This is a genomic window from Streptomyces sp. NPDC047042, assembly GCF_040644035.1.
Taxonomy (GTDB): Bacteria; Actinomycetota; Actinomycetes; order Streptomycetales; family Streptomycetaceae; genus Streptomyces.
Window position 1 is genome coordinate 108,231 of record NZ_JBEYVP010000012.1, and the last position, 24,355, is coordinate 132,585.

The 24,355-nt window shown below is 67.2% G+C and carries 24 protein-coding genes and 1 pseudogene; 7 read left to right on the forward strand and 18 right to left on the reverse strand.

Annotated features, from left to right (window positions below; genetic code table 11):
* Positions 1–259 precede the first annotated feature (259 nt).
* Complete coding sequence (locus ABZ855_RS16115) at positions 260–592, forward strand: hypothetical protein (protein ID WP_360807114.1); 333 nt, start codon at positions 260–262, stop codon at positions 590–592.
* 285 nt (positions 593–877) lie between these two features.
* Here the strand turns inward: ABZ855_RS16115 and ABZ855_RS16120 are convergent, their stop codons facing one another.
* The 5 genes and pseudogenes from ABZ855_RS16120 to ABZ855_RS16140 all read right to left on the reverse strand — a co-directional run bounded on the left by ABZ855_RS16120 (position 878) and on the right by ABZ855_RS16140 (position 4,976).
* A complete protein-coding gene (locus ABZ855_RS16120) occupies positions 878–1,795 on the reverse strand; it encodes a LysR family transcriptional regulator (protein WP_360807116.1) in 918 nt (305 codons plus the stop codon).
* 24 nt (positions 1,796–1,819) lie between these two features.
* A complete protein-coding gene (locus tag ABZ855_RS16125) occupies positions 1,820–2,566 on the reverse strand; it encodes an SDR family oxidoreductase (protein ID WP_360807118.1) in 747 nt (248 codons plus the stop codon).
* A 130-nt stretch (positions 2,567–2,696) separates the two neighbouring features.
* Positions 2,697–3,170 (reverse strand): CoA transferase, encoded by a 474-nt coding sequence (locus tag ABZ855_RS16130; RefSeq protein WP_360807334.1) that lies wholly within the window; start codon positions 3,168–3,170, stop codon positions 2,697–2,699.
* Between the two features lie 288 nt (positions 3,171–3,458).
* A pseudogene (locus ABZ855_RS16135) lies at positions 3,459–3,795 on the reverse strand (CoA transferase); the annotation flags it as partial.
* Positions 3,796–4,058: 263 nt separating this feature from the next.
* Positions 4,059–4,976: a helix-turn-helix transcriptional regulator gene (locus ABZ855_RS16140; protein ID WP_360807120.1), complete on the reverse strand. Its 918-nt coding sequence runs from the start codon at positions 4,974–4,976 to the stop codon at positions 4,059–4,061.
* A 285-nt stretch (positions 4,977–5,261) separates the two neighbouring features.
* On the opposite strand from ABZ855_RS16140, the gene ABZ855_RS16145 reads away from it, so the two are divergent.
* The 4 genes from ABZ855_RS16145 to ABZ855_RS16160 all read left to right on the forward strand — a co-directional run bounded on the left by ABZ855_RS16145 (position 5,262) and on the right by ABZ855_RS16160 (position 9,311).
* Complete coding sequence (locus ABZ855_RS16145) at positions 5,262–6,116, forward strand: oxidoreductase (protein ID WP_360807122.1); 855 nt, start codon at positions 5,262–5,264, stop codon at positions 6,114–6,116.
* Positions 6,117–6,474: 358 nt separating this feature from the next.
* Positions 6,475–7,122 (forward strand): SDR family NAD(P)-dependent oxidoreductase, encoded by a 648-nt coding sequence (locus ABZ855_RS16150; protein WP_360807124.1) that lies wholly within the window; start codon positions 6,475–6,477, stop codon positions 7,120–7,122.
* Positions 7,055–7,858: an SDR family NAD(P)-dependent oxidoreductase gene (locus ABZ855_RS16155; RefSeq protein ID WP_360807126.1), complete on the forward strand. Its 804-nt coding sequence runs from the start codon at positions 7,055–7,057 to the stop codon at positions 7,856–7,858. Before ABZ855_RS16150 ends, ABZ855_RS16155 begins: the two co-directional genes overlap by 68 nt.
* 727 nt (positions 7,859–8,585) lie before the next feature.
* Positions 8,586–9,311, forward strand: a complete 726-nt coding sequence (locus ABZ855_RS16160) for an MBL fold metallo-hydrolase (protein ID WP_360807128.1) — start codon at positions 8,586–8,588, stop codon at positions 9,309–9,311.
* 180 nt (positions 9,312–9,491) lie between these two features.
* Here the strand turns inward: ABZ855_RS16160 and ABZ855_RS16165 are convergent, their stop codons facing one another.
* From ABZ855_RS16165 to ABZ855_RS16190, 6 genes are all read right to left on the reverse strand, one after another.
* Positions 9,492–9,881: a hypothetical protein gene (locus ABZ855_RS16165; RefSeq protein WP_360807130.1), complete on the reverse strand. Its 390-nt coding sequence runs from the start codon at positions 9,879–9,881 to the stop codon at positions 9,492–9,494.
* Positions 9,882–10,104: 223 nt separating this feature from the next.
* Positions 10,105–10,527 carry a hypothetical protein gene (locus ABZ855_RS16170; protein WP_360807132.1) on the reverse strand — a complete coding sequence of 141 codons (423 nt, stop codon included), beginning with the start codon at positions 10,525–10,527 and terminating at the stop codon, positions 10,105–10,107.
* Positions 10,527–10,904: a nuclear transport factor 2 family protein gene (locus ABZ855_RS16175; RefSeq protein ID WP_360807134.1), complete on the reverse strand. Its 378-nt coding sequence runs from the start codon at positions 10,902–10,904 to the stop codon at positions 10,527–10,529. The genes ABZ855_RS16170 and ABZ855_RS16175 overlap by 1 nt, the downstream gene beginning before the upstream one ends.
* Positions 10,905–12,104, reverse strand: coding sequence for a hypothetical protein (locus ABZ855_RS16180; protein ID WP_360807136.1), 1,200 nt, complete (start codon positions 12,102–12,104; stop codon positions 10,905–10,907).
* A gap of 206 nt (positions 12,105–12,310) precedes the next feature.
* Positions 12,311–13,327, reverse strand: a complete 1,017-nt coding sequence (locus ABZ855_RS16185; RefSeq protein WP_360807138.1) for an ABC transporter permease — start codon at positions 13,325–13,327, stop codon at positions 12,311–12,313.
* Positions 13,327–14,910, reverse strand: coding sequence for a sugar ABC transporter ATP-binding protein (locus ABZ855_RS16190; protein WP_360807140.1), 1,584 nt, complete (start codon positions 14,908–14,910; stop codon positions 13,327–13,329). The genes ABZ855_RS16185 and ABZ855_RS16190 overlap by 1 nt, the downstream gene beginning before the upstream one ends.
* Before the next feature lie 505 nt (positions 14,911–15,415).
* Between ABZ855_RS16190 and ABZ855_RS16195 the strand changes: the two genes are divergently transcribed.
* Entirely contained in the window at positions 15,416–15,781 is a 366-nt protein-coding gene (locus tag ABZ855_RS16195; protein WP_360807142.1) for a nuclear transport factor 2 family protein, read from the forward strand.
* 590 nt (positions 15,782–16,371) lie between these two features.
* On the opposite strand, the gene ABZ855_RS16200 is transcribed toward ABZ855_RS16195, so the two are convergent.
* From ABZ855_RS16200 to ABZ855_RS16220, 5 genes are all read right to left on the reverse strand, one after another.
* Positions 16,372–17,505 carry an AraC family transcriptional regulator gene (locus ABZ855_RS16200; protein WP_360807144.1) on the reverse strand — a complete coding sequence of 378 codons (1,134 nt, stop codon included), beginning with the start codon at positions 17,503–17,505 and terminating at the stop codon, positions 16,372–16,374.
* A 221-nt stretch (positions 17,506–17,726) separates the two neighbouring features.
* Complete coding sequence (locus tag ABZ855_RS16205) at positions 17,727–18,542, reverse strand: maleylpyruvate isomerase N-terminal domain-containing protein (protein ID WP_360807146.1); 816 nt, start codon at positions 18,540–18,542, stop codon at positions 17,727–17,729.
* A complete protein-coding gene (locus ABZ855_RS16210) occupies positions 18,539–19,102 on the reverse strand; it encodes a flavin reductase family protein (RefSeq protein ID WP_360807148.1) in 564 nt (187 codons plus the stop codon). Before ABZ855_RS16210 ends, ABZ855_RS16205 begins: the two co-directional genes overlap by 4 nt.
* A gap of 159 nt (positions 19,103–19,261) precedes the next feature.
* Positions 19,262–19,552, reverse strand: coding sequence for a putative quinol monooxygenase (locus tag ABZ855_RS16215; RefSeq protein ID WP_360807150.1), 291 nt, complete (start codon positions 19,550–19,552; stop codon positions 19,262–19,264).
* 38 nt (positions 19,553–19,590) lie between these two features.
* On the reverse strand, positions 19,591–20,727 hold the full coding sequence (locus ABZ855_RS16220; RefSeq protein WP_050987318.1) for an LLM class flavin-dependent oxidoreductase: 1,137 nt from the start codon (positions 20,725–20,727) through the stop codon (positions 19,591–19,593).
* Positions 20,728–21,864: 1,137 nt separating this feature from the next.
* On the opposite strand from ABZ855_RS16220, the gene ABZ855_RS16225 reads away from it, so the two are divergent.
* Positions 21,865–22,470, forward strand: coding sequence for a TetR/AcrR family transcriptional regulator (locus ABZ855_RS16225; protein WP_360807152.1), 606 nt, complete (start codon positions 21,865–21,867; stop codon positions 22,468–22,470).
* 522 nt (positions 22,471–22,992) lie between these two features.
* On the opposite strand, the gene ABZ855_RS16230 is transcribed toward ABZ855_RS16225, so the two are convergent.
* Entirely contained in the window at positions 22,993–23,436 is a 444-nt protein-coding gene (locus tag ABZ855_RS16230) for an FmdB family zinc ribbon protein (RefSeq protein ID WP_360807154.1), read from the reverse strand.
* Between the two features lie 53 nt (positions 23,437–23,489).
* Positions 23,490–24,302 carry an N-acyl homoserine lactonase family protein gene (locus tag ABZ855_RS16235; protein ID WP_360807156.1) on the reverse strand — a complete coding sequence of 271 codons (813 nt, stop codon included), beginning with the start codon at positions 24,300–24,302 and terminating at the stop codon, positions 23,490–23,492.
* Positions 24,303–24,355: the final 53 nt, after the last annotated feature.

The following is a 24,355-nucleotide window of genomic DNA, read 5'->3' on the forward strand; positions in this document are numbered from 1 at the left end:
CGACGGCAGCATGCTGCACCCGCGCTCAGAACGGCGGTTGGCAGCATGCTGCCGTGCGAGGGTGTGACCTGCTCGCCGAACGGGTGTCTCCTGGTCCTCGCGGGGATATCGATCTTGTCTATGCCCACCATCGGCGATCTCTTGTTCCCCAAGGGCATGTTCAGGAGCGAGAGTTGGGTACGCAAGCCTCCCCCCACGCACTGAGGACACGAGTCCTGCTGTCGCGGGACCTTCGTGTCATCACAAGGAGCCTACAGACATGAATTTGAGTAAGCGCCGGTCCACCAGCACATCGAATACGCGGCGCGGCCCGAGGATGCGGACAGCGGGTACCGCATTCGCCCTCACCGCTGTCGCCGTCGTAGGCGGTATCGCTGTGGCCACCCCGGCCAGCGCCGCCGTCCTCGGGCAGGTGCCCGCCACGGCATACGGATTCCCCAATGACATCGAGGACGCGACCAAGGACCTGGCATTGGCCGTGTGCAAGGCCAATTACCCGGGGACCAAGTCGGTCCAATACCTGGACGGCAGCATCCTCACCGACAGCTCAGGCAATGTGTACGCCCTGGCGCACTACAACTGCATCGGCTGATCTGACAGGTACATGGGCCGTCGGGGCAAATCCGCCGACCGACGGCTACAGCTGGTGTGACAGCGGGGTTCTCCGCCCGTAGCCATACCCGAGGTTGTAGTGCTGTCAGGGGTTCCCGTCGGCCGTGGCGCCGGAGGCAACGGCGCCCCGGTCGACGAGGACCTCGATCGTTCGGAGGTTGTGGAAGAAGTACCCGGCATCGCCGTACGCCCTGGTCCACAACTGCCGTACGAGCGGGCGTGAGCGTCGGCAGCGTCTACGCCGCCACTGCCTGACTCGACCGGGCTAGGCGCTCCGCGCCATGTCGGCGGTGACGAGTCGGCCGGCCTCGGCCGCGGTCCGCCGGAACCAGATGTGGGCGGGGTCGCGGGCGTGCGCGGGGTGCCACCACAGGGACTCGACCGACGTCGCCGTGCGGGAGGGCCAGTCCACGACAGCCGTTCCGCTGTCGGCGGGAAACAGGCTGGCGGCGCGTTCGGGAACCACGCCCACCCGGTCGGTGCCCGCGATGAGGTACGGCATCGTGAGGAAGGTCTCGATGGTCATCTCGACCCGTGGTTGGGTGCCGTGCGCGAACGATTGACGCATCGCCGCGAAGCCCGTCGCCAGGAAGGGATACGGCACCACCCAGGGGCGGGCGGCGAGTTCCTCGGGGGCAGGCGGCGTCGGCGTGACGGTGTCGACGGAGACGACACACACCCAGCGGTCTTCGTACAGGTCTATGGCCGGGACGTTCGTCAGCGCTCCCTGCGGCAGCAGCATCCCGTCGACGACCCGCAGATGTTCCTGGGCGTTCATGACGAGGTGCGAGGTGGTGTGCTGGAACCGCAGCCGCACCTCCGGTGCCGCTTCGCGCACCAGAGCGGCGAGGGTGCGCCCGAAGGTCGCCAGCTGGATGTCGGACACCACCACGCTGAACTCCCGCCGGGCGCGGGCAGGATCGAAGGCCGACCGGGCCTGGAAGACCCGGTCGGCCGAGCCGAGCGCCTGGACGGCGTGCTCAGCCAGGCTCTCTCCCAGCGGGGTGAGCTCGTAGGCGTTTCCCATCCGGGTGAGCAGTTCGTCGCCGAAGTGCCGGCGCAGCCGGGCCAGCGCCGCGCTCACGGTCGGCTGGCTCAAACCGAGCCGCCGCGCCGCCCGGCTCACGCTCCGCTCCTGCAACAGCGCCTCCAACGGCACCAGCAGGTTCAGGTCCAGCCCCATGACGCCAGGCCTCCACCGAGCCTCTCAGCGACGTGTGCTGCCGCCGTCCGCGACGACGATCTGCCCCGTGATGAACGAGGCGTCCTCGGAGGCGAGGAACGCCACGACGCCCGAGACGTCGTCCGGCATCTGCACCCGCTTGATGTTCTGCCCCTGCACAGCCTGGTCGAAGAATGCCTCGCTGGTGTTCTCCAGGGCCGCGGCGGTCCGGACCAGACCCGCCGCGACGCCGTTGACGGTGATGTCGTGCACGGCGAGGTTGGCGGCCAGGACGGAGGTGAGGCCGTTCAGCGCACCCTTGGCGGAGACGTAGGAGACAAAGGGCGGCGGCGCGGTCCAGTAGCTCGACGAGGTGATGTTGATGATCCGTCCCGACCTGGACTTCTTCAGATCCGGCAGGAAAGCCCTGGAGGCCAGGAAGGGACCGTCCACGTTGACTGCGAAGGTGCGACGCCAGTCGTCGTAGGTCACATGGTCGAGGTCGGCCAGCAGCACCACGGCCGCGTTGTTCACCAGGATGTCGACGGACCCCAACTCGCCGCGGACCTTCGCGGCAAACCCGTTGATCGCCTCCTCGTCCGAGACGTCGACCTTGTCACTGAAGAACCGACGGCCGACCCGAACGACCAACTCCCGCGTCTCGTCCGCCGGGTTGACATCCGCGACCGCGATGTCCACTCCCTCCGCCGCGAGCCTCCGGGCGATCTCCTGCCCGATACCGGTACTGCCTCCGGTCACAACGGCGGTCCTGCCCGCCAGTCGTCCAGCCATGGCTCATGTCTCCTCGGTCGGCGTTCGCACACAGCCAGAGCGGGCACTGCCCCGTGGAGCGCCCGGTGCAGCAAGGCCGTCGCCCTTGATCTTTGTGCGTCGGGGCTGCGGACGAGTACGTCTTGTCCGTTCAATGAACACCCACCCACGACGCTCGTGAGAGAGCCGCGACGACCGTCTCACCGGTAGGGGGCAGGTAGGTGATGTCGACCGGGGAACCGTCGATGACGACGCCGGAACGAATGAGGGTCTCTGTCTCCTCGGCGGTCGCGCCGCTGTCCGCCAGCAGTTCGACGGAGCGTTCGCCGAGGCCGGGCGCCATGAAGTACGTGTCCACGATGGTGCGGGCGAAGTCCGCCAGACGGTCGGTGGTAACGAAGCGGCGCCCGTCCGTGGCAGTGAACGTGCCGAGGAGGTGTCGGGCGTGCAGCCCGGCGTCAGTCGCCACTTCCGACGCGCGCCGCGCCGGCACGGCAGCAACGCCCGCGGCGGTGAGCTTCGCGGCCGCGCTCTCGCGGGTGCATGACGAAAGCACCCGGGATATCACCGTCACCGGGTCCGATCGCAGTGCCGTGTCGTCCAGGTCGATCCGGCCGCGCGCCATGTCTCGGGTTCCAAGACCGCTGTCCGCAGGCGTACATAACCGACGCTCACGGGACAGAAGCGGTCCGTGGGCGCCGGCCCGGCGTAGTCCCGCCCTCCCCACCGGCCCGCCGGGCGATCCGCGTACTCGACGAGGTCCGCCGACTGAAGGAACACGGACGTCGTCGCGAGCGAGGTCAACAGGTGCTGTACCTCCCCGGTCATTGCCCGGTGGTAGATACCGAGCACCGAGGCGAGCGTCCCGCACACTCCGGTCGTCATGTCGTTCGGCCGTTCGCCGTGCGCCGTGCGCCGTCACCGAAACCGTGACGATGTCCTTCGTGTCCTTGGCGAGGTCTTCATGGCTCGTGCCGAGTCGCCGTGTGACACCGAGTCGAAAGTTGTCGACGACCACATCGCAGGAGGTGAGAAGCCGATAGACCGCGGTTGCGGCTGCAGCCCTGCATGCGCCACGGATCGCCGACCAGCGGTTCGACCTTGATGACGTCGACACCCAGCTCGGCCAGCAGACGACCGACGTAGGGTGCGGCGACATAGGAGCCTGAGACTGCGGCCCATAGCCGGCCAGCGCTCCGAGTCGCTCCGCGCCCCCCAGGGCACGCCTTAGCCCGGTGGGCCCCGGACACCCCGGCTCACCGGGTCGGCCGGGGCACCACGGTGCATGTCAGCCTGGCCGCCGAGCCGGTCTCGGTGGAGGGGGCGGTCACCGAACTGGTCGTCGAGCACGGCGCGGTGCAGGTGGTGTGAGCGCTGGACGGGGCCCGATCGGTGATCGGGGTCGAACCGGTGACCGTTCCTTGCTGGCCTGATGTCGGCCCCCTATGCGCCCATCAGGGCCGACGACGCACCTCGAAGCCCAGGCCGGCCCGGGCGCGACGCCGCAGCGGGCCTACGCCTGGCGGGGCTCTTGTTCGCCCGGCTCTCCCCGTTGCGGCTGGGCAGTGCCCTGTCCGGCAGTGATGGGGTGGGTGGTGGACTGGGCGTACCAGCTGGCCAGGATACGTAGTCTTCCAAGGTCGTCGTCGGTTTTGCCGGAGTAGACGAAGAGGATCTGGTCGGGGTCGCCCGGCAGGGAGAGGGCTTCGTAGGTGATGTCGAGGCGGCCGACGACGGGATGGTTGAACCGTTTGCTGCCCCAGGTGCGTTCGACCACGGTCCGCTCGGCCCACCACGTGCGGAACTCGGGGGATGCGGAGCGCAGTTCGGCGACGAATTCGGCGATCTGCGGGTCGTCCGGGTTACGGCCGGCCTCCGCACGCAGCACGCCGACGACCTCGGAGGTGATCTGCGCCCAGTCGAGGTACAGAGAGCGGGCGGCGGGGTCGAGGAGCAGCCAGCGCAGCAGGTTGCGCTCGCCGGGCGGGCGGTGGTTGAACGGGGTGAACAGGGCGTCGAGAAGGTCGTTGGAGGCCAGAACCTCGTTGCGGCGGCCGAGGACGAAGGCGGGCTGGTCATGCAGCCCGTTCAGCATGCGCAGCAGAGCGGGCCGCACCTGCTGGGGCGGCGCCGGTTCAACGCTGCGGCGGAGCTGGGGGCGCAGCAGGTCACGCAGGTACTGGGTCTCGGCCTGCGTCAGTCGCAGGGCCTCGGCGATGGACAGGATGACGCCTTCGGAGGCGCTGGTGAGGCGTCCCTGTTCCAGGCGTGTGTAGTAGTCCACGCTGACCCCGGCGAGCTGCGCAACCTCTTCGCGGCGCAGGCCGGGTACCCGTCGGCCCGGGTAGTTCGCCAGGCCGACTTCGGAGGGGCGGACCGCGTCGCGCCGGGCGCGCAGAAACTTCTTGATCTCCTCGGCATTGTTCGCCATGTCCGCCAGTGTTCCCCGGGTCGCCGCGGGGATCCACGGGCGTGAGGGGGAAGGTTTTTCCCCGGCAGCAATGGCCCCCGTTCACAGCTTGGTCCGCCGCCGCGCGGCGTGCATCAATGGTTGGGCGGCCATCGCAGCGACCTTGAGAGGTGCGCGGCCCGCCTGCCGTGTGCGTGACACAGGCCGGGGCGGGCGTCGCTTTCCCCTGTACATAGCGCCCCCTTCACTGTCACCCCTGGTGATCGCCGTGGGAGAGGTGCACCCGTTTTGAGGAAGATCCGCATCGTGACTGTTCAGCAGAAGGTCTGGTTCATCACCGGATGCTCGACCGGCTTCGGCCGCGCTCTGGCCCAGGAGGTCCTCGCCGCCGGCCACAAGGCGGTCGTCACCGCCCGCGACGTCACCCAGGTCCAGGATCTCGTCGAGGGCAACGACCAGGCGCTCGCCCTGCCCCTCGACGTCACCGACGGCGCTCAGGTCAGGGAGGCGGTCAAGGCGGCGGAGAAGCACTTCGGCGGTATCGATGTGCTGGTCAACAATGCCGGCATCGGCTACTTCGCCGCCGTGGAGGAGAGCACCGACGACGAGATCCGCCGGATCTTCGACATCAACGTCTTCGGCCTGTCCGACGTCATCCGCGCCGTCCTGCCCAGTATGCGCGATCGCCGCTCGGGAACGGTCGTGAACTTCTCCTCCATCGGAGGACTCCGCGCCTTTCCGGCTGTCGGCTACTACGCCGCCACCAAGTTCGCCGTCGAGGGCCTGACCGACGCCCTGCGCCAGGAGGTCGCCCCGCTGGGCATCACCACGCTGCTCGTCGAGCCCGGCCCCTTCCGCACCGACTGGGCCGGCCGTTCCGCCAACGAGACCCTGCCCGAGCGGGAGATCGCCGACTACGCCGACACGGTCGGCGCGCAGCGCGCGGCGTTCCGCGCGGACACCGGCAAGGAGCCCGGCGACCCCCACGCCGCCGCCCGGGCGATCATCACCGCCCTCGCCGCCGACACCCACCCCCAGCGCCTGCTGCTGGGCGCTCCGGCGTACGGCATGGCGATAGAGCAGTTGGAGTCCATGCTCGCCGAGATCCGCGCGAACGAGGCGCTGACGAAGTCGGCCGACTTCCACGCCTCCGCCGCCTGACCTCGAAGTCGGGCGGGCCGGCCGGTGACGACGCCGTACAGCCTGTCGTCGGCCGCGGCCTCACCCACGGCCCAGGGAACGCTGGTACCGCACACGGTTCTTCGACGACCTGACCTACCAGCCCGACGCGATCACGGACGCCGATGTGGACTTCTGCGCGCGCACCGTCCGACCAGTGCGCACCGCAAGGAGGAAGCCACCTTGGCAGACAGCCACGAACCCCACTTCCAAGGCCGCGTCAGCGCCATCACCGCGCCTCCTCCACGTCGGCGCGACCACCGTCCGCGTCGTCCCAGCCGCCCACAGCGCCGATGTCACCCACCCAGACGACGTCGAGGGTCTATGGGTTTCACCGCCAGTGAGTACGGCCCTGCCGGCCGCCTGGTCAGCAACGCAGGCCCGATGCTGTTTCTCCAAGTGGTCCGACCGTGCCGTCGACGACTGGGACAAGATGATCGACACCAACCCCCACGGCTTCCCGCACGCCGGCAGTGCCGTCCTGCCCGGAATGATCGCCCGCCGGTCGGGCCACATCGTCAACCTCAGCTCGGTGGCGGGCATCCGCGTCGGGGACGCCCGCAGCGTCCACAGCGCCACCAAGTTCTTCATCCACGACATGACCGACAGCCTCCGCCAGGAGGTCGGCACCGTCCACGGCATCCGGGTCTCCATGATCATCCCCGGTGTCAACGACACCGGCTGGGCCTACGAGGTCTGCAACGCCGAGGGCAAGCAGATCGCCCAGGACCGCAGCGGGTGCCATCCGCCCGGACCGCGTGACCGACGCCGTCCTACGCCCTCGGCCAGCCCCCCGACGTCACAGTCAACGGCCTCGTCATCCACCCCACCTTCCAGGACTGATAACGCCACCCCCAGCCCCGTGGTCGGCGATCGGCAGACCGGACGACCGCCGGCACACGGAACAAGGAGCACCTCTCATGAGCAGCATCACCTCCCACCGCCCGCTCGCCCTGGTGACCGGGGCCTCCGCGGGCATCGGCCATGAACTCGCGAAACTGTTCGCCATCAACGGGTTCGACCTGATCGCCACCGGCCGCAGCGAGCACACCGACCAGGCAGCGGCCGACCTCTCGCAGCACGGCGTCCACGTCACACCCGTGCGCGCCGACCTCTCCCGGAGCGAGGGCGTCGAGACGGTGTGGCGGGCAGTGCGGGAGACCGGCCGACCGCTCGACGCCGCCGTCCTCAACGCCGGCCGGAGCATCGGCGGGGCCTTCCTCGACACCGACCTCGACGACGAACTCTCCCTGATCCACCTGAACGTGGCCTCCGTCGTCCACCTGGCCAAGCACGTCGCCCGGCACATGGCCGGCAACAGCCGCGGCCGCATCCTGATCACCTCGTCGCTGTCGGCGACGCTTCCCACCCCCTACGAAACCGTCTACGGGCCCTCCCGCGCCTTCACCCGCATGTTCGCCCTCGGACTGCGCGAGGAACTCAAGGAACACGGCGTCAGCGTCACCTGCCTCATGCCCGGAGCCACCGACAGCGACTTCCACGCCAGCGCCGGCATGAACAACACCGCCTTCGGCCCCGGCATGAGGAAGAACAGCCGCAAGGAAGTCGCCCGCCAGGGCTTCCTCGCCCTGATGAACGGACGTGCCGAGGTCGTCGGCGGCGACACCGCCACCAAGCGCACCGCCATCAAACACCGCTTCCAGCCCGAGACCTACAAGGCCGCCCGCCACGCCACCAAGGCCAAGCCGCGCCCTGAGCACTAGCTATAGCTAGGCAACCGTCACGTTTCAGGGCCCGGGGTGGCTCGCAGTCGGGTTCGCGAAACGCTTCCTGGTACCCGTCCCGTTCCCCCGGTTACGCCACCGGCTCGCGGGTTCCGTCGGCGCGCTGAGCGCGAACCGGAGCATGGGAACGGACCAGCGGCGCGAACGAGACATCGTCCAGTGCTCTGCCGGGGGCTGTACGTTCTCCAGCTTTACAGACCCGGTGGGTGCCGACGGTCCACCAGGGCAGCCACATCTCACCGGCAGCGACGGTGTTCGGCAGCAGCGGACCCCTGTGTCTTCCGCGACGGTGACGTCATTGGTGATGCAGCGGTCGTACCCACCTTCCAGCGGACGCGATAGCCCACCCTATGGAGGCGGACAGCCTCGTCCTAACGCCATTGTTCGATGAACGGACAGACGGCTTAAGGACAGGGCGTCGGCGAAAGAGAGTTCGCTCAGCGGAGGTGAGGCACCACATGCCAACGTCACGGCCATCCCACTCGGCGAGCACCACGAAGACATCGCGGCCACGAAAAGCCGCGAGCTGGGCGCCGCGCTGCTTTGGCGGGTCTTCAACGTGCACGTCGCCAAGACCGTCGTCCGCCAATCCCCCCCGGAGGGCGAGCCGATCGGTGTCATCGGCGGGACAGGGAGCCGAGATCGCTTCGACATAGTCGTCGCCCCCGCGCGGGCATGAGGTATTAGGACAAGGAGAAGACAGACCATGGGCGATCGAGCGACGGAGATCCGTAAGCTTGCTCCCGATCTCTTCATGATTCGGACGGGCTTCCCACAGGTCTACCTCTGGTGCGACGGGTCAGAGGTCACGATGATCGACGCGGGGTTTCCCGGGGACGAGCCCCGGCTCGCCGCCGCCTTCGCCGAGCTGGGCTTCCGTACCACGGCCCTCCGGCGGCTGGTGCTCACGCATCATCATGAGGACCACACGGGCGCGGCCGCGGACGTGGCGAACTGGGGCGATGTCGAAGTGATCGCGCATCGCGCGGACGCTCCGATCATCCGCGGCGAGCGCCGGCCTCCGCGCCGGACGCTCACTCTCGAAGAACGCGTGGTATTCGAGCGGCTTTCCGCCGGCATCCCACCTGCCCCTCCGTGTCGCGTCGATTCCGAGGTGGAGGCGGGAGCCATCGTCCCGATCGGGGGCGGGGCGGCGGTGATCAGTGGAGCAGGGCACACGGAGGGCAGCATCGGCCTGCTGGTGAGGGAATCCCGCGTCCTGTTCACCGGTGACCTCATCGTCACCACGCCGGAAGGGCCGACGCTGGGCCATTTCAACGCTGATGCGGCTTTGGCCCGTCGCTCCGCCGCAGCCATGGCCGCCCACGACGTCATGCTTCTGTGCCCCGGACACGGCGAGCCGCTGGCTGATCCGCGGGTGCTGAGCGGGGTGGGATCGGCGCTGGCGCCCTCCGCACCCGGCGACCTGTAGCGTCGCGCGCCGGCCCCGGCGACACGACCCGCGCAGACGCCCCGTCCGGCTGAGTGGGGAAACCCCAGCCGCGTACGCCCTGAGAACGCTCACGGTCGATCCACGTCGCTGACGCGGGCATGCCGACGCGATCCGCTTCCAGCAGGGACCGGATCGCGTCAGTGCTCAAGTCTGGTGGGGTCACTCGAGTCCGTGGATGACCTTGCCGCCGGGCGGAGGACGGAAGGCATCCCAGTGCTCGACGAGCAGCCCGTCCCGTATGCGGAAGACGTCGATCAGCATCCCGTCCTCGCGGATTGCCTGGCGGGCGACGAACTCGCCGTCGGCGATGACGTTCACCTGGATCTCCTTCGCCGGGTCGAGACGCTCCTCCGGGGGCAGCGAGAGGATGTAGGTGAAGAATTTCCGGAGCCCTTCGCGCCCCTGCTCGATGTTCGGGTTGTGCTGGATGTAGTCCGCGGCCACATACCGGTTGAGGTGCTCCAGGCCCGCCACCGTGCCGTGGGCGACATCGAAGAACTCGGCGACGATCTGCTTGTTGCGCTCAAGATCGTGAGTCTCGTCGGCCATTCCCATTCCCTTCGCTGGATCAAAATTTCAGAAGAAGCTCGTTCCCGGGCGGGAGCGCCGGGTTTCTCAGTGCTCACGCAGCATGCCGTCGCTCAGTCGACGGAAATCGTGCCGCGGGCGCGGTCCCCGATCGAGCGCGCCCTTGTTGAAACCGCCAGGGACCCTCGGACGCCTCGCGGCCCTGGCCGGCGTGAGGATTCTGCTGAACGCAGTTTTTGACGCCTCATTCGAGACCGTGGATGATCGCGCCGCCGGGCGGCGGGCAGAATGCGTCCCAGTGCTCCTTGACGAGGCCGTCCTCCAGACGGAAGACGTTGATCAGCAACCCGTCTTCGCGGATCTCGTGCCGGACGACGAAGTCGCGCTCCGCGATGAGACGCACCTCGATTTCCTTGGAGGGGTCAAGTCGCTCGGAGGGCGGAAGCGAGAGGATGTGCGCGAAGAACGTGCGCAGTCCGTCGAGCCCTTGCCCGATGTTCGGGTTGTGCTGGATGTAGTCCGCGGACACGAACTCGCCGAGCCGGTCCAGGCCCGCGAGATCGCCGTGGGCGACCGCCAGGAAATCCTCGACGAGCCGCTTGTCGCGTACCAACCGCTCGGACTCCGGCTCCGATCCGGGCGCCTCACCGGGTCCGATTCCCGCCATCACGAGCCCGCCGGTGGGTCACAGCCCGGCGCCGAACGCCACGCGTCCCAGTGCTCCTTGAGCATGCCGTCCCGAACCCGCCAGATGTCGATGTGAAGGCCGTTGACACGGATCTCGTGACGCACCACGAGATCCCCCTCGCCGATCAGGTGGATTTCGATGGTCCCGGAAGGATCGAGGTCCTTCTCGCGTGCGCGATGAAATCCGGCGAAGTACGCGCGGACGCCCTCTCGCCCTTGCCCGGCGTGGGGGTTGTGCTGGATGTAGTCGACCGCGACGAGGTCGTCAAGACGGTCGAGTCGCTTGGCGATCGCCACGTCGCTGACGAACGCCTCGACCACCTGTTTGTTCCGCTCGGTGGTTTCGTCGCCTGTCATCTAGTTCTTGCCCCAGAGCTTGAGGAACCCGTTCGCGTAGTCGGCCTTGCCGTACCACGAGCCGCTCGACCACCCCTTCTGGGTGAGGTCGAGGCCGGTGACGTTGGCGGACGTGAACAGACGCTGGAACGGGAAGTCCAGCTCGCCCGCGCGCGGCTGACCGACCATGAGCCGCAGCAGCGAGTCGGACATGTACCAGGAGAGTGCCGGAAGACTGAACGCGGCGACCGCGCCGACCCACTGGGACTGGCCGAGCTGCTGCATCACGGCCAGGGCACCTCCCACGGTGCCGATCCGGATGTCCGTGGCACTGCGGCCCGCGGCCTGCGCTCCCGCGACGACATCGGGGATGTAGTTGTTCGTACCGGCCACGATGTACTTCATCCGGGAGTCCGACACCAGCGACGTCGACACCCCGGTGGAGATCTTGTCCTGGTTGACCGTGTTCACGTCGATCACCATCGACGAACAGCCGCCGCAGTCGTCCTTCAGCACCTTGACGACGCCGTTGTCGGCCCAGGCCGGCGTGATGTCGTTCGAGGTCGTGCGCATCGCGAGCACATGGGCCGACCCCTTGGAGTCGACGATGAACTGTTCGGTCAGCCAGGAGTGGAGCTTCACGAAGCCCGGGGCCACGTAGCTGACGAGCTTCGGGGCACCGGGGCCGGAGGACGTCGTCATACCGTTCACCAGCGGGATACCCGCCTTCGCGACGTCGGCGATCGCGCTCGGGGCGGTGTTCTGAGTGATGCCGACCGTGACGATGCCAATGGCCTTCGCGTTGATCGCCTGGTGAAGGCAGTTGGCGACGCCGTCCGGTGAGCCGCCGGTCGTGCCGCACGCCTCCACGTCGATGCCGAAGCGTGCGAACACGCTCTTGATCTCGTCGGCGACGACCGAGAAGTCCTGCACCTCCAAAGCCGGCACGACGACGTAGACCTTGCCGCCGGTGATCTTCGACGTGTCGATGGCCGGCCCTGGCCCCGCGAACGTGTCGATCGGCTGTCTCGCCGCCTTGACCGCCTCCGCGACGCCGGCCGGGACGGCACCCTTCGCGTCCCCGGACGAGCCTGAGCTCTCGGCGGTGCTGCCGCAGCCGACGAGGGTGAGTGCCAACACCGTGCAGGCCGCGAGAAGTCCGTGCGACCGATTGCGCCCGTTCAGCATGAGATTGCCTCTCTTCATCGAGTGTGTGATCACTTGGCTCTCCTTCGAGAGCAGACCGCTGTCACGTCTGCGGGCGGGCAACGTCAGGGCCCGGCCCGGGTCTGACTTGGCGACGAGATGTGGCAGCCGCCGGTCAGGAGGGCTGCCGCGGAACGAGCTGCCCTTCATGAGCCGCCCGACTTCACCCGCCGTGTCGCGCTTCGCTTCCTGGCTGGAGGAAGTGGCGTGCAGCAGCCGGTTCAGGTACGTGTGCGGCGCCGGAGAAGCAGCGACACGGTGATGGCGATGATCAACGCCGCACCGTAGAAGACGTTCGTCACCCAGCCGGACAGCCCGAGCAACTGCAGCCCGAACATGCCCGTCAGCAGGAAGTAGGCGGCGATGAACATGCCGATCGCGTTGAAGCGCCCAGGGACCACCGCGACCGTTCCGAGGAACACCGCGGCGAGGGCCGGCATCATCTGCGCCTGGGCCGTCGCGGTGCTGAACCCGCCGACGCCGCACGCGAGGATGACGCCGATGCCGCCGCTGAGCAGGGAGGCCATCAGGTAGCCGCCGAAACGGATGCGGCGGACGGGGATACCGGCGAGCCTTGCCACGTTCGGGTTCGAGCCGACGAACAGCATCGATCGGCCGAGCGGGGTCGCGGTCATGACGTACGCGGTGATGACGACGAGCACGACGCCGTACCAGAACACCGCAGGCAGGCCGAGGAAGCTGCCGATCGCGATCTGCGCGAGCCCCGGGTCGAGGCCGCTCACGTTCGACTGGTTCGACATCAGCAGCGCGATCCCCAGGGCGAGGCTCCCGGTGCCGAGGGTGACGACGATCGAGCTGATCCCGACGATGACCACGAGTACCGCGTTGAGGAGGCCGACGAGCACCGCGGCGGCGAGGGCTGCGAGGATCGCCAGCGGAGCCGGCCAGTCGTGCAGGACGACCAGGGCGGGGAAGGTGGTTCCCGCCAGGCCGTAGATGTAGGCGAACGACAGGTCGAACTCGCCGACGGCGATCGTGACGATGACCGCGAGGCCGAGGAATACCACTGGTGTCTGCTGGCCGAAGACCGCGCGTGAGGCGCTCGTGAGGTCGACGCCGTTCGGAAGCAGCGTCAGGAAGAGGACCACCATGATGATCCAGAGCAGCACGAGGCTGTAGCGCTGGAGCACGTAGGAGGCCGCCCGGGTGAACGGAAGGTCTGTCTTCCGAGGTGCGACGCCCGAGGCGATCGTGGGTTGTGACCGTGTGGTTGCCATCAGGCCTCGTTTGCGGGAGTCGGTGCGGAGGCGGGAGTGTGCGCCGCGTCGTCGACGGCGAAGACCGCGGAGAGAAGGGCGTCCGCGTCGAACGGTCGCGTCATCTCGCGGATGATCCGGCCGTCCTGGAGGATGAGAACCCGGTCGCAGATCGCCGCGAGATCCTCGACCTCGGCGGAGCAGACCATGACCGCCGATCCGTCGGCGGCTGCCTGCCGGCTCGCCGTGAGGATCGCGTGCCGCGCGCCGACATCGACCGCCTGGGTGGGGTCGTCGAGCACGAGCAGGTCGGGCGTCCCGAGGAGCCATTTGCCGAGCAGCACCTTCTGCTGGTTGCCACCGGACATCGAGGCCACGGGCATCGTGGGGTTCGGCGGCCGGATGTCGAACCGCGCGATGATGCCCTCGGTCTCGGCGCGCTGCCACTTGAACCCGGTCCACCAGGGCTTTCCTCTGCGTCGCAGGTGGGGAAGGGTCGCGTTCTCCTCAACCGTCAGTTCGAGCGCGACGCCCTTGTCGTGCCGGTCGGCGGGGATGAAGGCGATCCCGGCGTCGAGGAGGTCGACGACCTTGCCACGGGCCAGGTCGACGACGCGTCCGCCGAGCCTGACCTTGCCCGTGCCGCGCCGGTCGCCGCCGAGGAGCGGCCCGAGGTCAGACAGGCCGGAGTCCACCGTCCCCGTGAAGCCGACGACCTCGCCGCGACGGATGGTGGCGCTCACACCGTCGACCCGTCCGCCGCGGACGTCGACGAACTCGACCGTCTCGGGCCGGGGCCCGGGCGGCAGGCTTTCCATGATGTCGCCGAGCTCAGCGGCGCGCCCGAGGACGAGTCCGGCCAGTTTGGCCTCATCGAGCCCGGCCGTCTCAATGCCCGTCTCCACGACGCGGCCGTTGCGCAGGACGGTCGCCCGGTCGGCGATCTCGAGTACCTCCTTGAGGTTGTGGCTGATGAACAGCACAGCCGTGCCCTGGCTCTTGAGCAGGCGGATCATGTCGTAGAACACCGGCAGCGCGTCGTGAGGGATGGCGCGCGAGGACTCGTCGAAGACCACGACACCCGCGCCGGGGGTCCGGTCCTGCAGCGCGCGTGCGACAGCGACCGCGACCCGCTCGCTGGGCAGCAGGGTCGAGACCTTGGCCGACGGGTCGATGTCGGTGCGCAGGTAATTCAGCGTCTCGCCTACGGCGACGGCGTCCTCGGAGGTGCGGATCCAGCGGAAGATCCGGTTGGCCGAGTGCCGGCCGACCCGCACGTTGTCACGCACCGAGAGGTCGGGCACGAGACCGAGATCCTGGTGCACGAACGACAGGCCCTGTCCGTGCAGCGCCTTCGCGTTGACCGGCGGGCCGATCCGCTCGCCGTCGAGGAGGATCTCGCCGCCCGGATCCGCCGAGTGGACACCGGAGATCAGTTTGATGAGCGTGGACTTGCCGGAGCCGTTCTGCCCGACGAGGCCGTGCACCTCCCCTGGGGCGATCGTCAGGCTCGCGTTCTCGAGGACCGTGACGCCGGCGAACGTCTTGGAGAGACCGCGGACCTCAAGTCGGGGGATCGTCGGTATCGCGGATTCAGCGGCCATGGCTAGCGACCGTGCCATGCGGGTTTGGTCTCAGCGACGCCGCCGAGGAGACCGGAAAGGGCGGTCCACGCGTGGCGGACGGCGTGAATCGCGGCGGGCAGAGTTCCCGAGATCCGGGGGTGTCTGCCCCCTTCCCCCTGTGCCTCATCGGGTGAATCGGTCTGAACCATGGATGACTCCTTGCGCGTAAAGCGCTCCTGTCGGAGCCGACGTTCACCGGCGACCCCTGATGCGGGTGCTTCTGTCGCGGCCACACCGGCAACACCGCTGCCGAACCGCCCATGGGCCTTCGCGGAGTTCCTCCGCGCGGCTCTTCAACCGACCTGACGAACCACTCGGCACGGTGACCGGCCGACGAGCAGCGTCAAGGTAGGAAGTGACCGGCGTCACGCTCAAGGGACATGTTCATTGGATGAACAAGTCACCCATATCGCCGACTTCGCTGTGCACCATCCAGTTACGACCTGGCCGACCGGCCGCCCCTGTCCTGGCTGGAGGCCAAGAAATGACGGTCCCGACAAGCCGTGATGTCCTTGAAGGCTTTCTCTCGGCCCTGGAGGCTCATGGTGCTCGCCAGGCCTTCGAGCAGTACGCGGTTGAGGACTACGTCCAACACAACGCCAAAGCCGGAGAAGGCCGAGAAGGCGCCATCGCCTATCTGGAGGAAGAAGCAGTCAGGGGCGGTCGGGCCACGGTCAAGCGGATCATAAGCGACGGGGAGATGGTCGCCCTTCACCTGCACATGGAATTCGCGGACGGGAGTCCCGATCTGGCGATCGTCGATATATGGCGCGTCGAAAAAGGTAGGCTCGCGGAGCATTGGGATGTTTCTCAAGAGATCTCGAAGACGAGCGCCTCTGTAGTATTTTGACAATTCATCCAGCCGTCGGACAGAAATCGCCTGACGGCTGACGGGCGGAGCGCCAGAGGGCGTCCGAGCACCCCCGTCGGGGCGGTCGCCACACACTCCGGCGCGCGCATCCGGATACGCGGTCCGCGTCAGCCGCCTAACGAGGCCCGGGCCCCGACACGTGAACGGGGCCGGCCCGCGGAGTGACACCCGCGATGGGCGCCCACCATGATGCGGAGCTGGTCGTGGCCGCGCTGAACATGGCTGGGGCCACCCGGTGTGGTGACGTCCGCGCCGCAAGCTGGGCGTCACCCTGTCCATGGGCCGGGTCGGCTCGTGTTTCGACGACGCTGTCAGCGAGGCGTTCGACAGCGTTCTCAAGGTCGAGTACACACAGCGAGTGCCGGTTCAAGAGTCCGACGGACTACGAGAACGAGTACTGCGCCGGCCTCACCTCCCGGGCGGCAAGGCAGGCCGATTGCTCGGAGAAACGCTCACCGAGGCCGATCCGACACAACGCGCTCGCCGATGGTCCGCCGCGCCGGTCAGCTCACCTGTGGCGGCGCTCGGCCTGAATCCCCACCAAATCACCGGGAAAGTCAGCGACTTGTTCAGCCGCGCAATGCCTTTCGGACGGTCTCCGTGGGAGTCTCACCATATTGCTGCCGGTAATACGAGGAGAATCGGCCTAGGTGCAGAAATCCCCAGTGTGTGGCGATGTCGGTAATAGAACGCCGACCGGCCAGGGCCATCAATTCATTTCGGACTCGTTCGAGACGGACTTTTCGAACGTATGCCATCGGTGTGATTCCCGTGGCCTCACGAAATCCTACTTGCAGCGACTTCGCGCTGACACCTGCGACCCCGGCCAGACGCGCGAGGGACAGGTCTGACTCAGGTTGCGAATCGACAAGGTCGATGACGTCCTTGATCCTGTTGCGCTGCGCCGGCTTCGTCGGCGTACAGAGCTCGTCACTATAGCTGTGCGGCACGGCCAAGAGCAGTTGAGTCAACACGAATGACTCCAACTGCCTCAGAGCGAGCGGAAACTCGGCAACGCCCCCGGGCCGAACTAGTTCAGAACGCAGAAAGCGGATCGCTGAGACCAGGCCCTGGCCGGCTCCTGTAGTCATGTCGAAGCCGAGCGAAAAATCGATGGGCCCTTCCACAGGACGGTTCAGCAACACTCCCAGATGTTCCTCGACCGCCTTGCTCGGCAGCAGGACGGCGTACTGCAGAGCATCGGGGCTCCAGCGGACGGTGAAGTCATCGAACGGCCGGACCATCACCCCCTGACACATCCCCGTCGTCACCGCACGCCGGCCGGCCTGTGTCACCCTGCTCCTGCCCTGCATGGTCAGGTTGAGGTGGTAGTTCTGCAGCATCTGCGGGACCAGCAGCTCGGCGTCCGCCCCGTAACCGAGGTGCCCGATGAGCAGTTGCTGAGACCGTAGAAAGTGAAATTTGAAGTCCAGCGGTTTCCCGTCGTGAGACTTCAATTCGTGAGGCACGTAAACGGACGCAATCACGTCATGGGCCTCGTCGAAGTCCCTGGTCCTCAGGGTGTCGGGCCGCAGTTGCGGATCCGGCTGCCGAGAAGATCGATCAGGGGTGCGCGAAAGGAGGCGCCCCGGTGCCGGCATGGCGGGCTCAGGGCTGTGAAGAAGATCTCCCGCATCTCGCTGCACATGCTTGGATTCCACTCCGGAGCGGCCTTGAGTATCGCCGCTCAAGCCTGTGATCACTTCGCCACCTCCACCCGCCACCATGGGAAACCGCATGGCCTAGACTTGCGCAAGACAATAGAGCAAGCGTGGGCGGGTGTCACTATCCACAGAACGTCGCGACTATCCGTTCCGCGAATTCATCCACCGATAGCGGCTCTCACTTTTTCACGCCGCCCACCACGGCACCCCTGTCGTCCGGAATGGACTCGCTGCTCCATCGCGACTGTCGGAACGACGGGTCAGACGATGTCCAGTGCGTCGAGCAGTGGAACAGCGAGCTCTTGCGGGCCGTCGATCTTGCAGTGGTCCACCCAAGGACGCCGGGTTGTTCCCCACGCCACGAACGCACTCGCGTCCGAAATCACGCGCACCGCTCCGAAGTCACCCTCGCCAGTGCTCAGGCCTCCCTCCATGGACCGGCTGACCGTCCACACACTCGCCCCGGCGCCAGTGAACTCGAAGGTCACGGGCGCCGTCACCGTCTCGTCGAGCAACGAGCCCTGCATCTGCGGCAGCCCCCACATCATCCATTGCACCGCCGCGTACAGTGCGGCGTGGCTCACAGGCTCGAGGGCTCGGGCCGCCGGGGTGGGATCGAGAGGCCCGTACGGCCGCAGGATGTCGTGCCGCAGATGACAGAAGTAGTCGAACACCTGGGCGTTGGCCAGGGCGTGTGTTGGATAGGTTCCCAAAGTCGGGATCGTCACGGGAACCGACGCTTGAGGCTCTTCCTGCTGGGCGAGCAGCTTCTGCTCGAACAGCGGGACATAGGTGTGGAACTCTTCGAGAATCTCCTCGATCGAACGGTTCCGGCGCCGGTCGACCCGCACATCGTGCTGTCGTTCACGGTTCGATGGGAGCGGCGGCGCGCCCTCGGGTTCGGGGATGGGATCGATGGCCTCATGAGCGTTCGCGGCCATGTGGGCCACCACATCACGGATCCGCCACCCGGCACAGGCCGAGTCCATCATCCACTCTTCGCGAGTCAGTGTCCCGATGACGCGCTCTACGTCGCGCCGCAGGGCGGGGAACTCCTGAGCTGCTTCCCTGGTCACGAGTTACTCACCTTTTCCTTGCTGGTGACAGTGGAGGCGTTGCCCGCAGGCACAGGAAGCCCGTACTTGCCGCCGAAGAATACGAGTGGATGCTGAGTCGCATCGGAGCCCAGCGTCCGTATCTGCGCGGCGACGATCGTGTGGTCGCCACCGTCGTACTCCGCCCACACGGTGCAGTCGGCCCACGCGATGGCACCGTCCAGGATGGGGGCCCCGGATGGTGCGGGCGACCAGTGCACACCCGCGAACTTGTCGGCGCCGGACCTGGCGAAGGCGTTCGAGATCTCTTCCTGGTGTGTCGCCAGGACGTTGACGCAGAAGTTGCCCACGGCGCGGATGCGCGGCCAGGTCGTCGAGGTACGTGCGGGATTGAAGCTCACCAGTGCCGGATCGAGAGAGAGCGAGGCGAACGACTGGCACGTGAAGCCGATCGGACCGGTTTCGTCGGCGGCGGATATGACGGTCAGACCTGAGCAGAACAGCCCCAGAGTTTTGCGCAGATTCCGTGGGCTGAGGGGTTCCTCGACCAGAAGAGTTTCTGGCATGGTGTCGGATGACATAGACATGACGCTCCCATCACTTTCCAGATGACTGGGGAAATCCGTGGGATGAGTTGTGCCGCCAGAGCCGACGGCATCGGCGGCACAATTCGATTGAAAGACTGCGAGTCTTCAGCGGTATGCCGAAGAGGGGCCATGGCCGCTTCTTCTGACCGAACGTCAGAAGATGGGCGGCCCTTTGGTGACCACTCGATCCGACAGCAGAGGAACAATCTGCCCGAACACGATGTCCTTCACGTGAGGTGTGGAGAAATGGTGATCGAAGTCAGCTGCTTCCTGGTACCTCTCGACGATGAAAAAGACATTTTCATCGTCGGCCGATCGATGCGGTTCGTACGAAATGCAACCGGGCTCCTTCAGAGTCTCTTCCCGTACCTGCCGCAGCAGGTCCAGGAGCCGGTCAGCGTGTCCATCGGTGACGGTGTATCGAGCGACAACCGTGAAGGTCACGTTTGCTCCCTTTCCGGAGACGACGCGCGGTCGGTCGATCAGTGCCTGAGCCCGGCATCACGCATCAGGGGCATGACCTTCTCGTTGAAGTACTCGAGTTCCTCGGCGTAGTCCAGGAATCCGATCAAGGCGCCGTCCATTCCGGCATCAGAAAGCTGCTGGAACTGCTCGACGACCTGTTCGGGCGTGCCGACCAGGTTGATGCCGCCCCAGCCGGCGATGAACCGCTCCTGCATCTTCTCGATCTGCGCGTTCGACGACTGGCTCTCGATCCCGAGGACACTCATGATGTTGCGCGCACCCGGCCAGTCACCCTGGTCGATGATTTCCTGGTGCACCGCCTTGGCTTCGGCTTCGGTGTCGCGGCACACGACCAGCGCCATGGTCATGACCTGGATGTCGCGCTGGTACCTGTTCTTCGCCCGGGCCTTGATCGTGTCGGAGTACTCCTTCATGCTCTCGCGGGTGTCGAGAGCGGTGAAGTTGACGTCGACGTGCTTGGCGTTGAACTCCAGTGCGGCGCGTGACGTGCCGGCGTTGAGCAGTAGGGGCCGGGGCTTCGACAGTGGCTTCGGGTATGCCTCGACGCCCTTGGACTGGAAGTACTTGCCGTCGAAGTCGAATGAGCCGTCCTTGGTCCACAGCTCCTCTGCGAACTCGACCCACTCGCTACCGAACGCGTACCTGTCGTCGTGTTCCAGCTGCTTCTTGCCGAACATCTCCATTTCCGGCGTGAACCAGCCCATGACCAAGTTGATGCCGTAACGGCCGTTGGAGATGTGGTCAATGGTGGTGGCCATCTTGGCGGCCGCGATGGGATGCACCGTCGGCAGGTGACAGGTGGTGAAGACGTGGATGTTCTCCGTGGCCTCCGCAAGGCCCGCCGCCCACGTAAAGGTTTCGTAGCACACGCCGTTGAAGTTTGTCTCACCACCGAAGCCTCGCCACCGCGCGATGGGAACGATCGCTTCGAAGCCGCTCCTGTCGGCGAGCTGCGCGATTCGCTTCTGCTGCTCCCAGGTGACGCGGAAGGACGTGGGGGCGTGGCTGTTGACGATGCCGCCGCTGCAATTGAAGGCAAAAACCCCGAGCTTGAACTTCTGGTCGTTCATCATGGGCGTGGTGGCGACATCAACTTCTCCGACGCCGAAGGTGTCCTGCTGATGCACGGGCATGGTCACGGAATTACTCCGGTCACGTCGAGATGAGTACCAGCCGAAACGGCTGGGCTACCTGGCTGTCACACGGTAGCCATCTGTGGCCGCTATCACTATCCGAAAAATAACGCCGATGTCCGTCTGCCAGAGAACTCGACCCAGCGATACAGGAACATCTGGTTCAGTCGTAAAGCCTTCGTCAGAGAACGCGGTGCGGGAACAGCGTCGGCGACGGGTGAATCGTGGCCCTTCCAAGATTTCCGTGAAGCCGGTCATGCTTCCGTGCGCCGGTGACGCTCCGTTACGAACGGCGGGATGCTCGGCCAGTGTGAGGAGTTGCTGAAGACGGTGCTTCCGCACCTTGGCGGGGTGCTGGTGGAGCAAGTGGTGGCAGAGGGCTGTCTGGAATGCGAGGTTTCTGGCGAGGCGTCGGCTCAGCGGCTACGAGCGCCGGCTCGCCGACGACGCAGTCGGAGGCCGACGAGTGTCGTCACGTGGACCATCCGGCACCTGTTCTGCGACAACCCGGGCTGCGCGAGAGTGACGTTCGCCGGCGTCGGTGAACGCCTGGCGGCCCGGCTGCCGGCTCCGGTCAGCGACACCACGCGCTGAGCCTGGGGAGGATCATCTGTCGCGACCGCGGCGGCGCCTCGCGGACGGCGCTCGCACCGGTGCCCCCAACGCCGTCCAGGTCGCCGATTTGTGGCACGTCTGGCACGGCCTCGCCGAGGCTGTGAAGTCCCTGGTCAGCAAGCACAGTTCCTGCCTTCGCGAACCGGCACCTGCCCCGGACTCGCCCCCTGAAGTCCTGCACCCGCCGCTCTCCCACGCGGGCCCTGCGGTCAGCAGCGCCACGCTGGTCACCGCGAGCAGCGCGGTGACCAGTGGTCGGCATGGAGGCGGTCCCCGAGGGGGACGAGCAGGAAGATCCCGACGGCGTAGCCGGGCTGGGTCAGCGTTTGTGAGGGTGGTTGCCGTGCTGTCGGAGACGTTAAGACTCCGGCCGATCAGGGGGGGGTGACGGCTTGCGGGAAGTAGGCGTTGGCCACGGTGACACCGCAGGCCAGCGCCATGACGAGGGGGGCCTGCGGCCGAGGGGCGGCGCCGCGAGGCCTCAGCTCGTCGTCCGGGGCGTCCCGGCGCGGACCTCCCGCGGTGCCGGGGGAGGAGAGCATCCTGCGGCGCGGGCTCGAAGCCTTCGCGGAACTGGGGTACGACCACGCATCGGCGAGAGAGTTGGCCCGCCGCTTGGGTGTCAGCCACAACTTCATCAACGACCGGTACGGGTCCAAGGCCGCGTTCTGGCGGGCGGTGGTGGAATTCGCCCTCGGGGCACAGCTGGCCGGTATGCCGCAGGTGGACCCTTCGCTGGACGATGCCGAGCAGTTGCGGCAGATCATCAGCAACTTCTACCGAACGGCGGCGGACGCGCCCCTCGTCGGACGGCTGTTCGTCGACGAGCTCAACCGGGACACGGAGCGGCTGGACTACCTGTACACGCACTACATCGGCCCGGTCCTGCAGACCATCACGGCCTGTGTCGATCGGCTCGTCGCCTCCGGCCGCATGGCGCCCATCCCGGTGGACGTGTTCTTCTTCGCCGTCATCCCGCCTGTCTCGGGCATGGTGGACGTGCCCCTGGCTCGCCGCCTGGGCCGACCCGCGCTGTCCTCGCCGCAGCAGCTGACCGCCACGGCGGACGCACTGGCGACGCTCGTGGTCAACGGCATGCTCGCGACGGGAGCGGATGGTCGCCGCTGAGACCGACGCCGCGGCGTGAGTCCGCTCAGGGGACGTTCGTTCCGTGCCGGCCGCGACCGGTCGGCACCACCCTGCAGGGACATGCGGCGACCGGTAGCCCAACAAGCGCCGGGAGAACAGGTCAATGACCGTGGCGAGGTAGAGCTTGCCCTCCTCGGTGACGATCTCCGTCATGTCGCCCGCCCGGACGAGGTCGGGTTCCCCGGCCGTGAAGTCCTGCTTGACGAAGTCGGGGGCAGCGGGCCGCTTGCCCGGCCTGGTCAGCCCGCTTCGGCGTCTTACCACCCGGGCGACGAGGCCGAGTTCGGCCATCAGCTTCGCGACGGTGTTCACCGAGCTGCGCCAGCCCTGCGGACCAGCAGAATGAAGATCTTCGGTGATCGGCGTGCGCTTGGACCAGCTCGACGACGTCGTGACCGCGACGATGACAAAGGCCCGCACAGCACTGGCCGCCGCGCCACAGCCCGTGACGGCGCGGGATGTCCGGGCCTTGCTGGACAGGCGTACTGAGGGGCGGGGAGGTCACTCTCCCGGGTTCTGCCCCGCCGGAGACTGGTGTGAGTGCGGATGGGGGTGCGGGTGCGCGTGGTGGCGCGGCTTGATCGCGCCCGACGCCAGTTCGTGCGCCGTCAACGGGGCGGCGTGGTAAGGGCCTTCGTGGGCAACGACGGGTGAGCGTTTCTCGGCAAGTTCCGGGTGGCGCTCCTCCAGTGCCGCGCGTGCGTCGAGGGTGCGGCGCCAGTGCGCAATGTACTCGGTGTTGCCCTGGTGGGTCCCGTCCCAGGACTTGGGCGCGGCGTCGGCGGTTGCGGGCAGCCGAGCCTGGCCGAGCAGGGCAGCGCCCGCGGACGGCAGGCGCCGGGTCGGCCGGCCGCAGTCGGCGCATGGGGGCGGGGGCGCGTCGGGGCCGCTGACCATCGCCTCGAAGCGGGTGCCGCACGCGCAGGCGTAGTCGTAGATTCGCATGGTGACCGTCCTTGGGCCGGGGGCCGGCGATGCCCGCCCCCGGCGGTGTGTCATCAGGAGTAGAAGGCGGGGGTGACCTTGAGCTGGGTGATCTGCTCCTCGTCGTGCCCGAACACCACGGTGGCGTTGGTCCGCTCGGCGATGCTGCGGATCTTCTCCACCGAGGCGAACCACTTTCGGCTGTCGTACACGACTCCGGCGCCGACCGACGGGGGGCCGTAGCTCTCGGAGCGGTAGACGGCGTCCGACGTGAAGATCATGGTGCCGCTGTCGGGGAGGTCGACCTGCAGGGACATGGTGCCCCAGGTGTGGCCGGGGGTCTGCAGCAGGGTGACCCCGGGCAGGATCTCGGTGTCGCCCTCGACCGTCTCGAAGTGCAGTCCCGCGTAGTCGTTCTTCACGTGGGCGCCGAGGTTGTACCCCTCGAAGCCGAAGGCGCCTTCGTACTCGTCCTTGCTGCAGATGACCCTCGTGCGTGGAGCGTCGTTCCACAGGTCGGCCTGGCCGGCATGGTCGAAGTGCAGGTGGGACAGGACGAGATGATCGATGTCGTGGGGCTCGTAGCCGAGTTGCTCCAGCCGCGAGTCCAGCCACTGGTCCTCGGTGACCTCATCGACGGGGAAGTACTCCTGCAGGCCTGTCGGGGCCCAGCGGGTCTCCCAGTCGCGGGGCACACCGGCGTCCCAGAGCAGCTTGCCCTCGGGGTGGTCGATGAACACACAGTGCGTGGGCACGCCGACCCACTGCGCGGGCCTGTTCTTCTCCGCGCGCGACGCCATCACCCTGGAAGGGTCCAGGAGCAGCCAGGTGAGGTCGGCGTGCATGGTGCCGGTCGGCAGGATCTGCAGCTTGATGTTGTCCGGCATGGTTCACGTCCTCAAAGTCCGTGTCGGGGACGGGGGTGGAGTGCTGCTGGAGG

Coding starts and splice junctions, on each gene's coding strand:
- ABZ855_RS16155 (WP_360807126.1), top strand. CDS start 7,055: ATGAGCAGCATCACCTCCCACCGCCCGCTCGCCCTGGTGACCGGGGCC.
- ABZ855_RS16220 (WP_050987318.1), bottom strand. CDS start 20,727: ATGCCCGTGCATCAGCAGGACACCTTCGGCGTCGGAGAAGTTGATGTC.
- ABZ855_RS16160 (WP_360807128.1), top strand. CDS start 8,586: ATGGGCGATCGAGCGACGGAGATCCGTAAGCTTGCTCCCGATCTCTTC.
- ABZ855_RS16140 (WP_360807120.1), bottom strand. CDS start 4,976: ATGGCGAACAATGCCGAGGAGATCAAGAAGTTTCTGCGCGCCCGGCGC.
- ABZ855_RS16120 (WP_360807116.1), bottom strand. CDS start 1,795: ATGGGGCTGGACCTGAACCTGCTGGTGCCGTTGGAGGCGCTGTTGCAG.
- ABZ855_RS16195 (WP_360807142.1), top strand. CDS start 15,416: ATGACGGTCCCGACAAGCCGTGATGTCCTTGAAGGCTTTCTCTCGGCC.
- ABZ855_RS16190 (WP_360807140.1), bottom strand. CDS start 14,910: ATGGCCGCTGAATCCGCGATACCGACGATCCCCCGACTTGAGGTCCGC.
- ABZ855_RS16185 (WP_360807138.1), bottom strand. CDS start 13,327: ATGGCAACCACACGGTCACAACCCACGATCGCCTCGGGCGTCGCACCT.
- ABZ855_RS16125 (WP_360807118.1), bottom strand. CDS start 2,566: ATGGCTGGACGACTGGCGGGCAGGACCGCCGTTGTGACCGGAGGCAGT.
- ABZ855_RS16130 (WP_360807334.1), bottom strand. CDS start 3,170: ATGGCGCGCGGCCGGATCGACCTGGACGACACGGCACTGCGATCGGAC.
- ABZ855_RS16170 (WP_360807132.1), bottom strand. CDS start 10,527: ATGGCGGGAATCGGACCCGGTGAGGCGCCCGGATCGGAGCCGGAGTCC.
- ABZ855_RS16210 (WP_360807148.1), bottom strand. CDS start 19,102: ATGTCATCCGACACCATGCCAGAAACTCTTCTGGTCGAGGAACCCCTC.
- ABZ855_RS16165 (WP_360807130.1), bottom strand. CDS start 9,881: ATGGCCGACGAGACTCACGATCTTGAGCGCAACAAGCAGATCGTCGCC.
- ABZ855_RS16175 (WP_360807134.1), bottom strand. CDS start 10,904: ATGACAGGCGACGAAACCACCGAGCGGAACAAACAGGTGGTCGAGGCG.
- ABZ855_RS16115 (WP_360807114.1), top strand. CDS start 260: ATGAATTTGAGTAAGCGCCGGTCCACCAGCACATCGAATACGCGGCGC.
- ABZ855_RS16235 (WP_360807156.1), bottom strand. CDS start 24,302: ATGCCGGACAACATCAAGCTGCAGATCCTGCCGACCGGCACCATGCAC.
- ABZ855_RS16230 (WP_360807154.1), bottom strand. CDS start 23,436: ATGCGAATCTACGACTACGCCTGCGCGTGCGGCACCCGCTTCGAGGCG.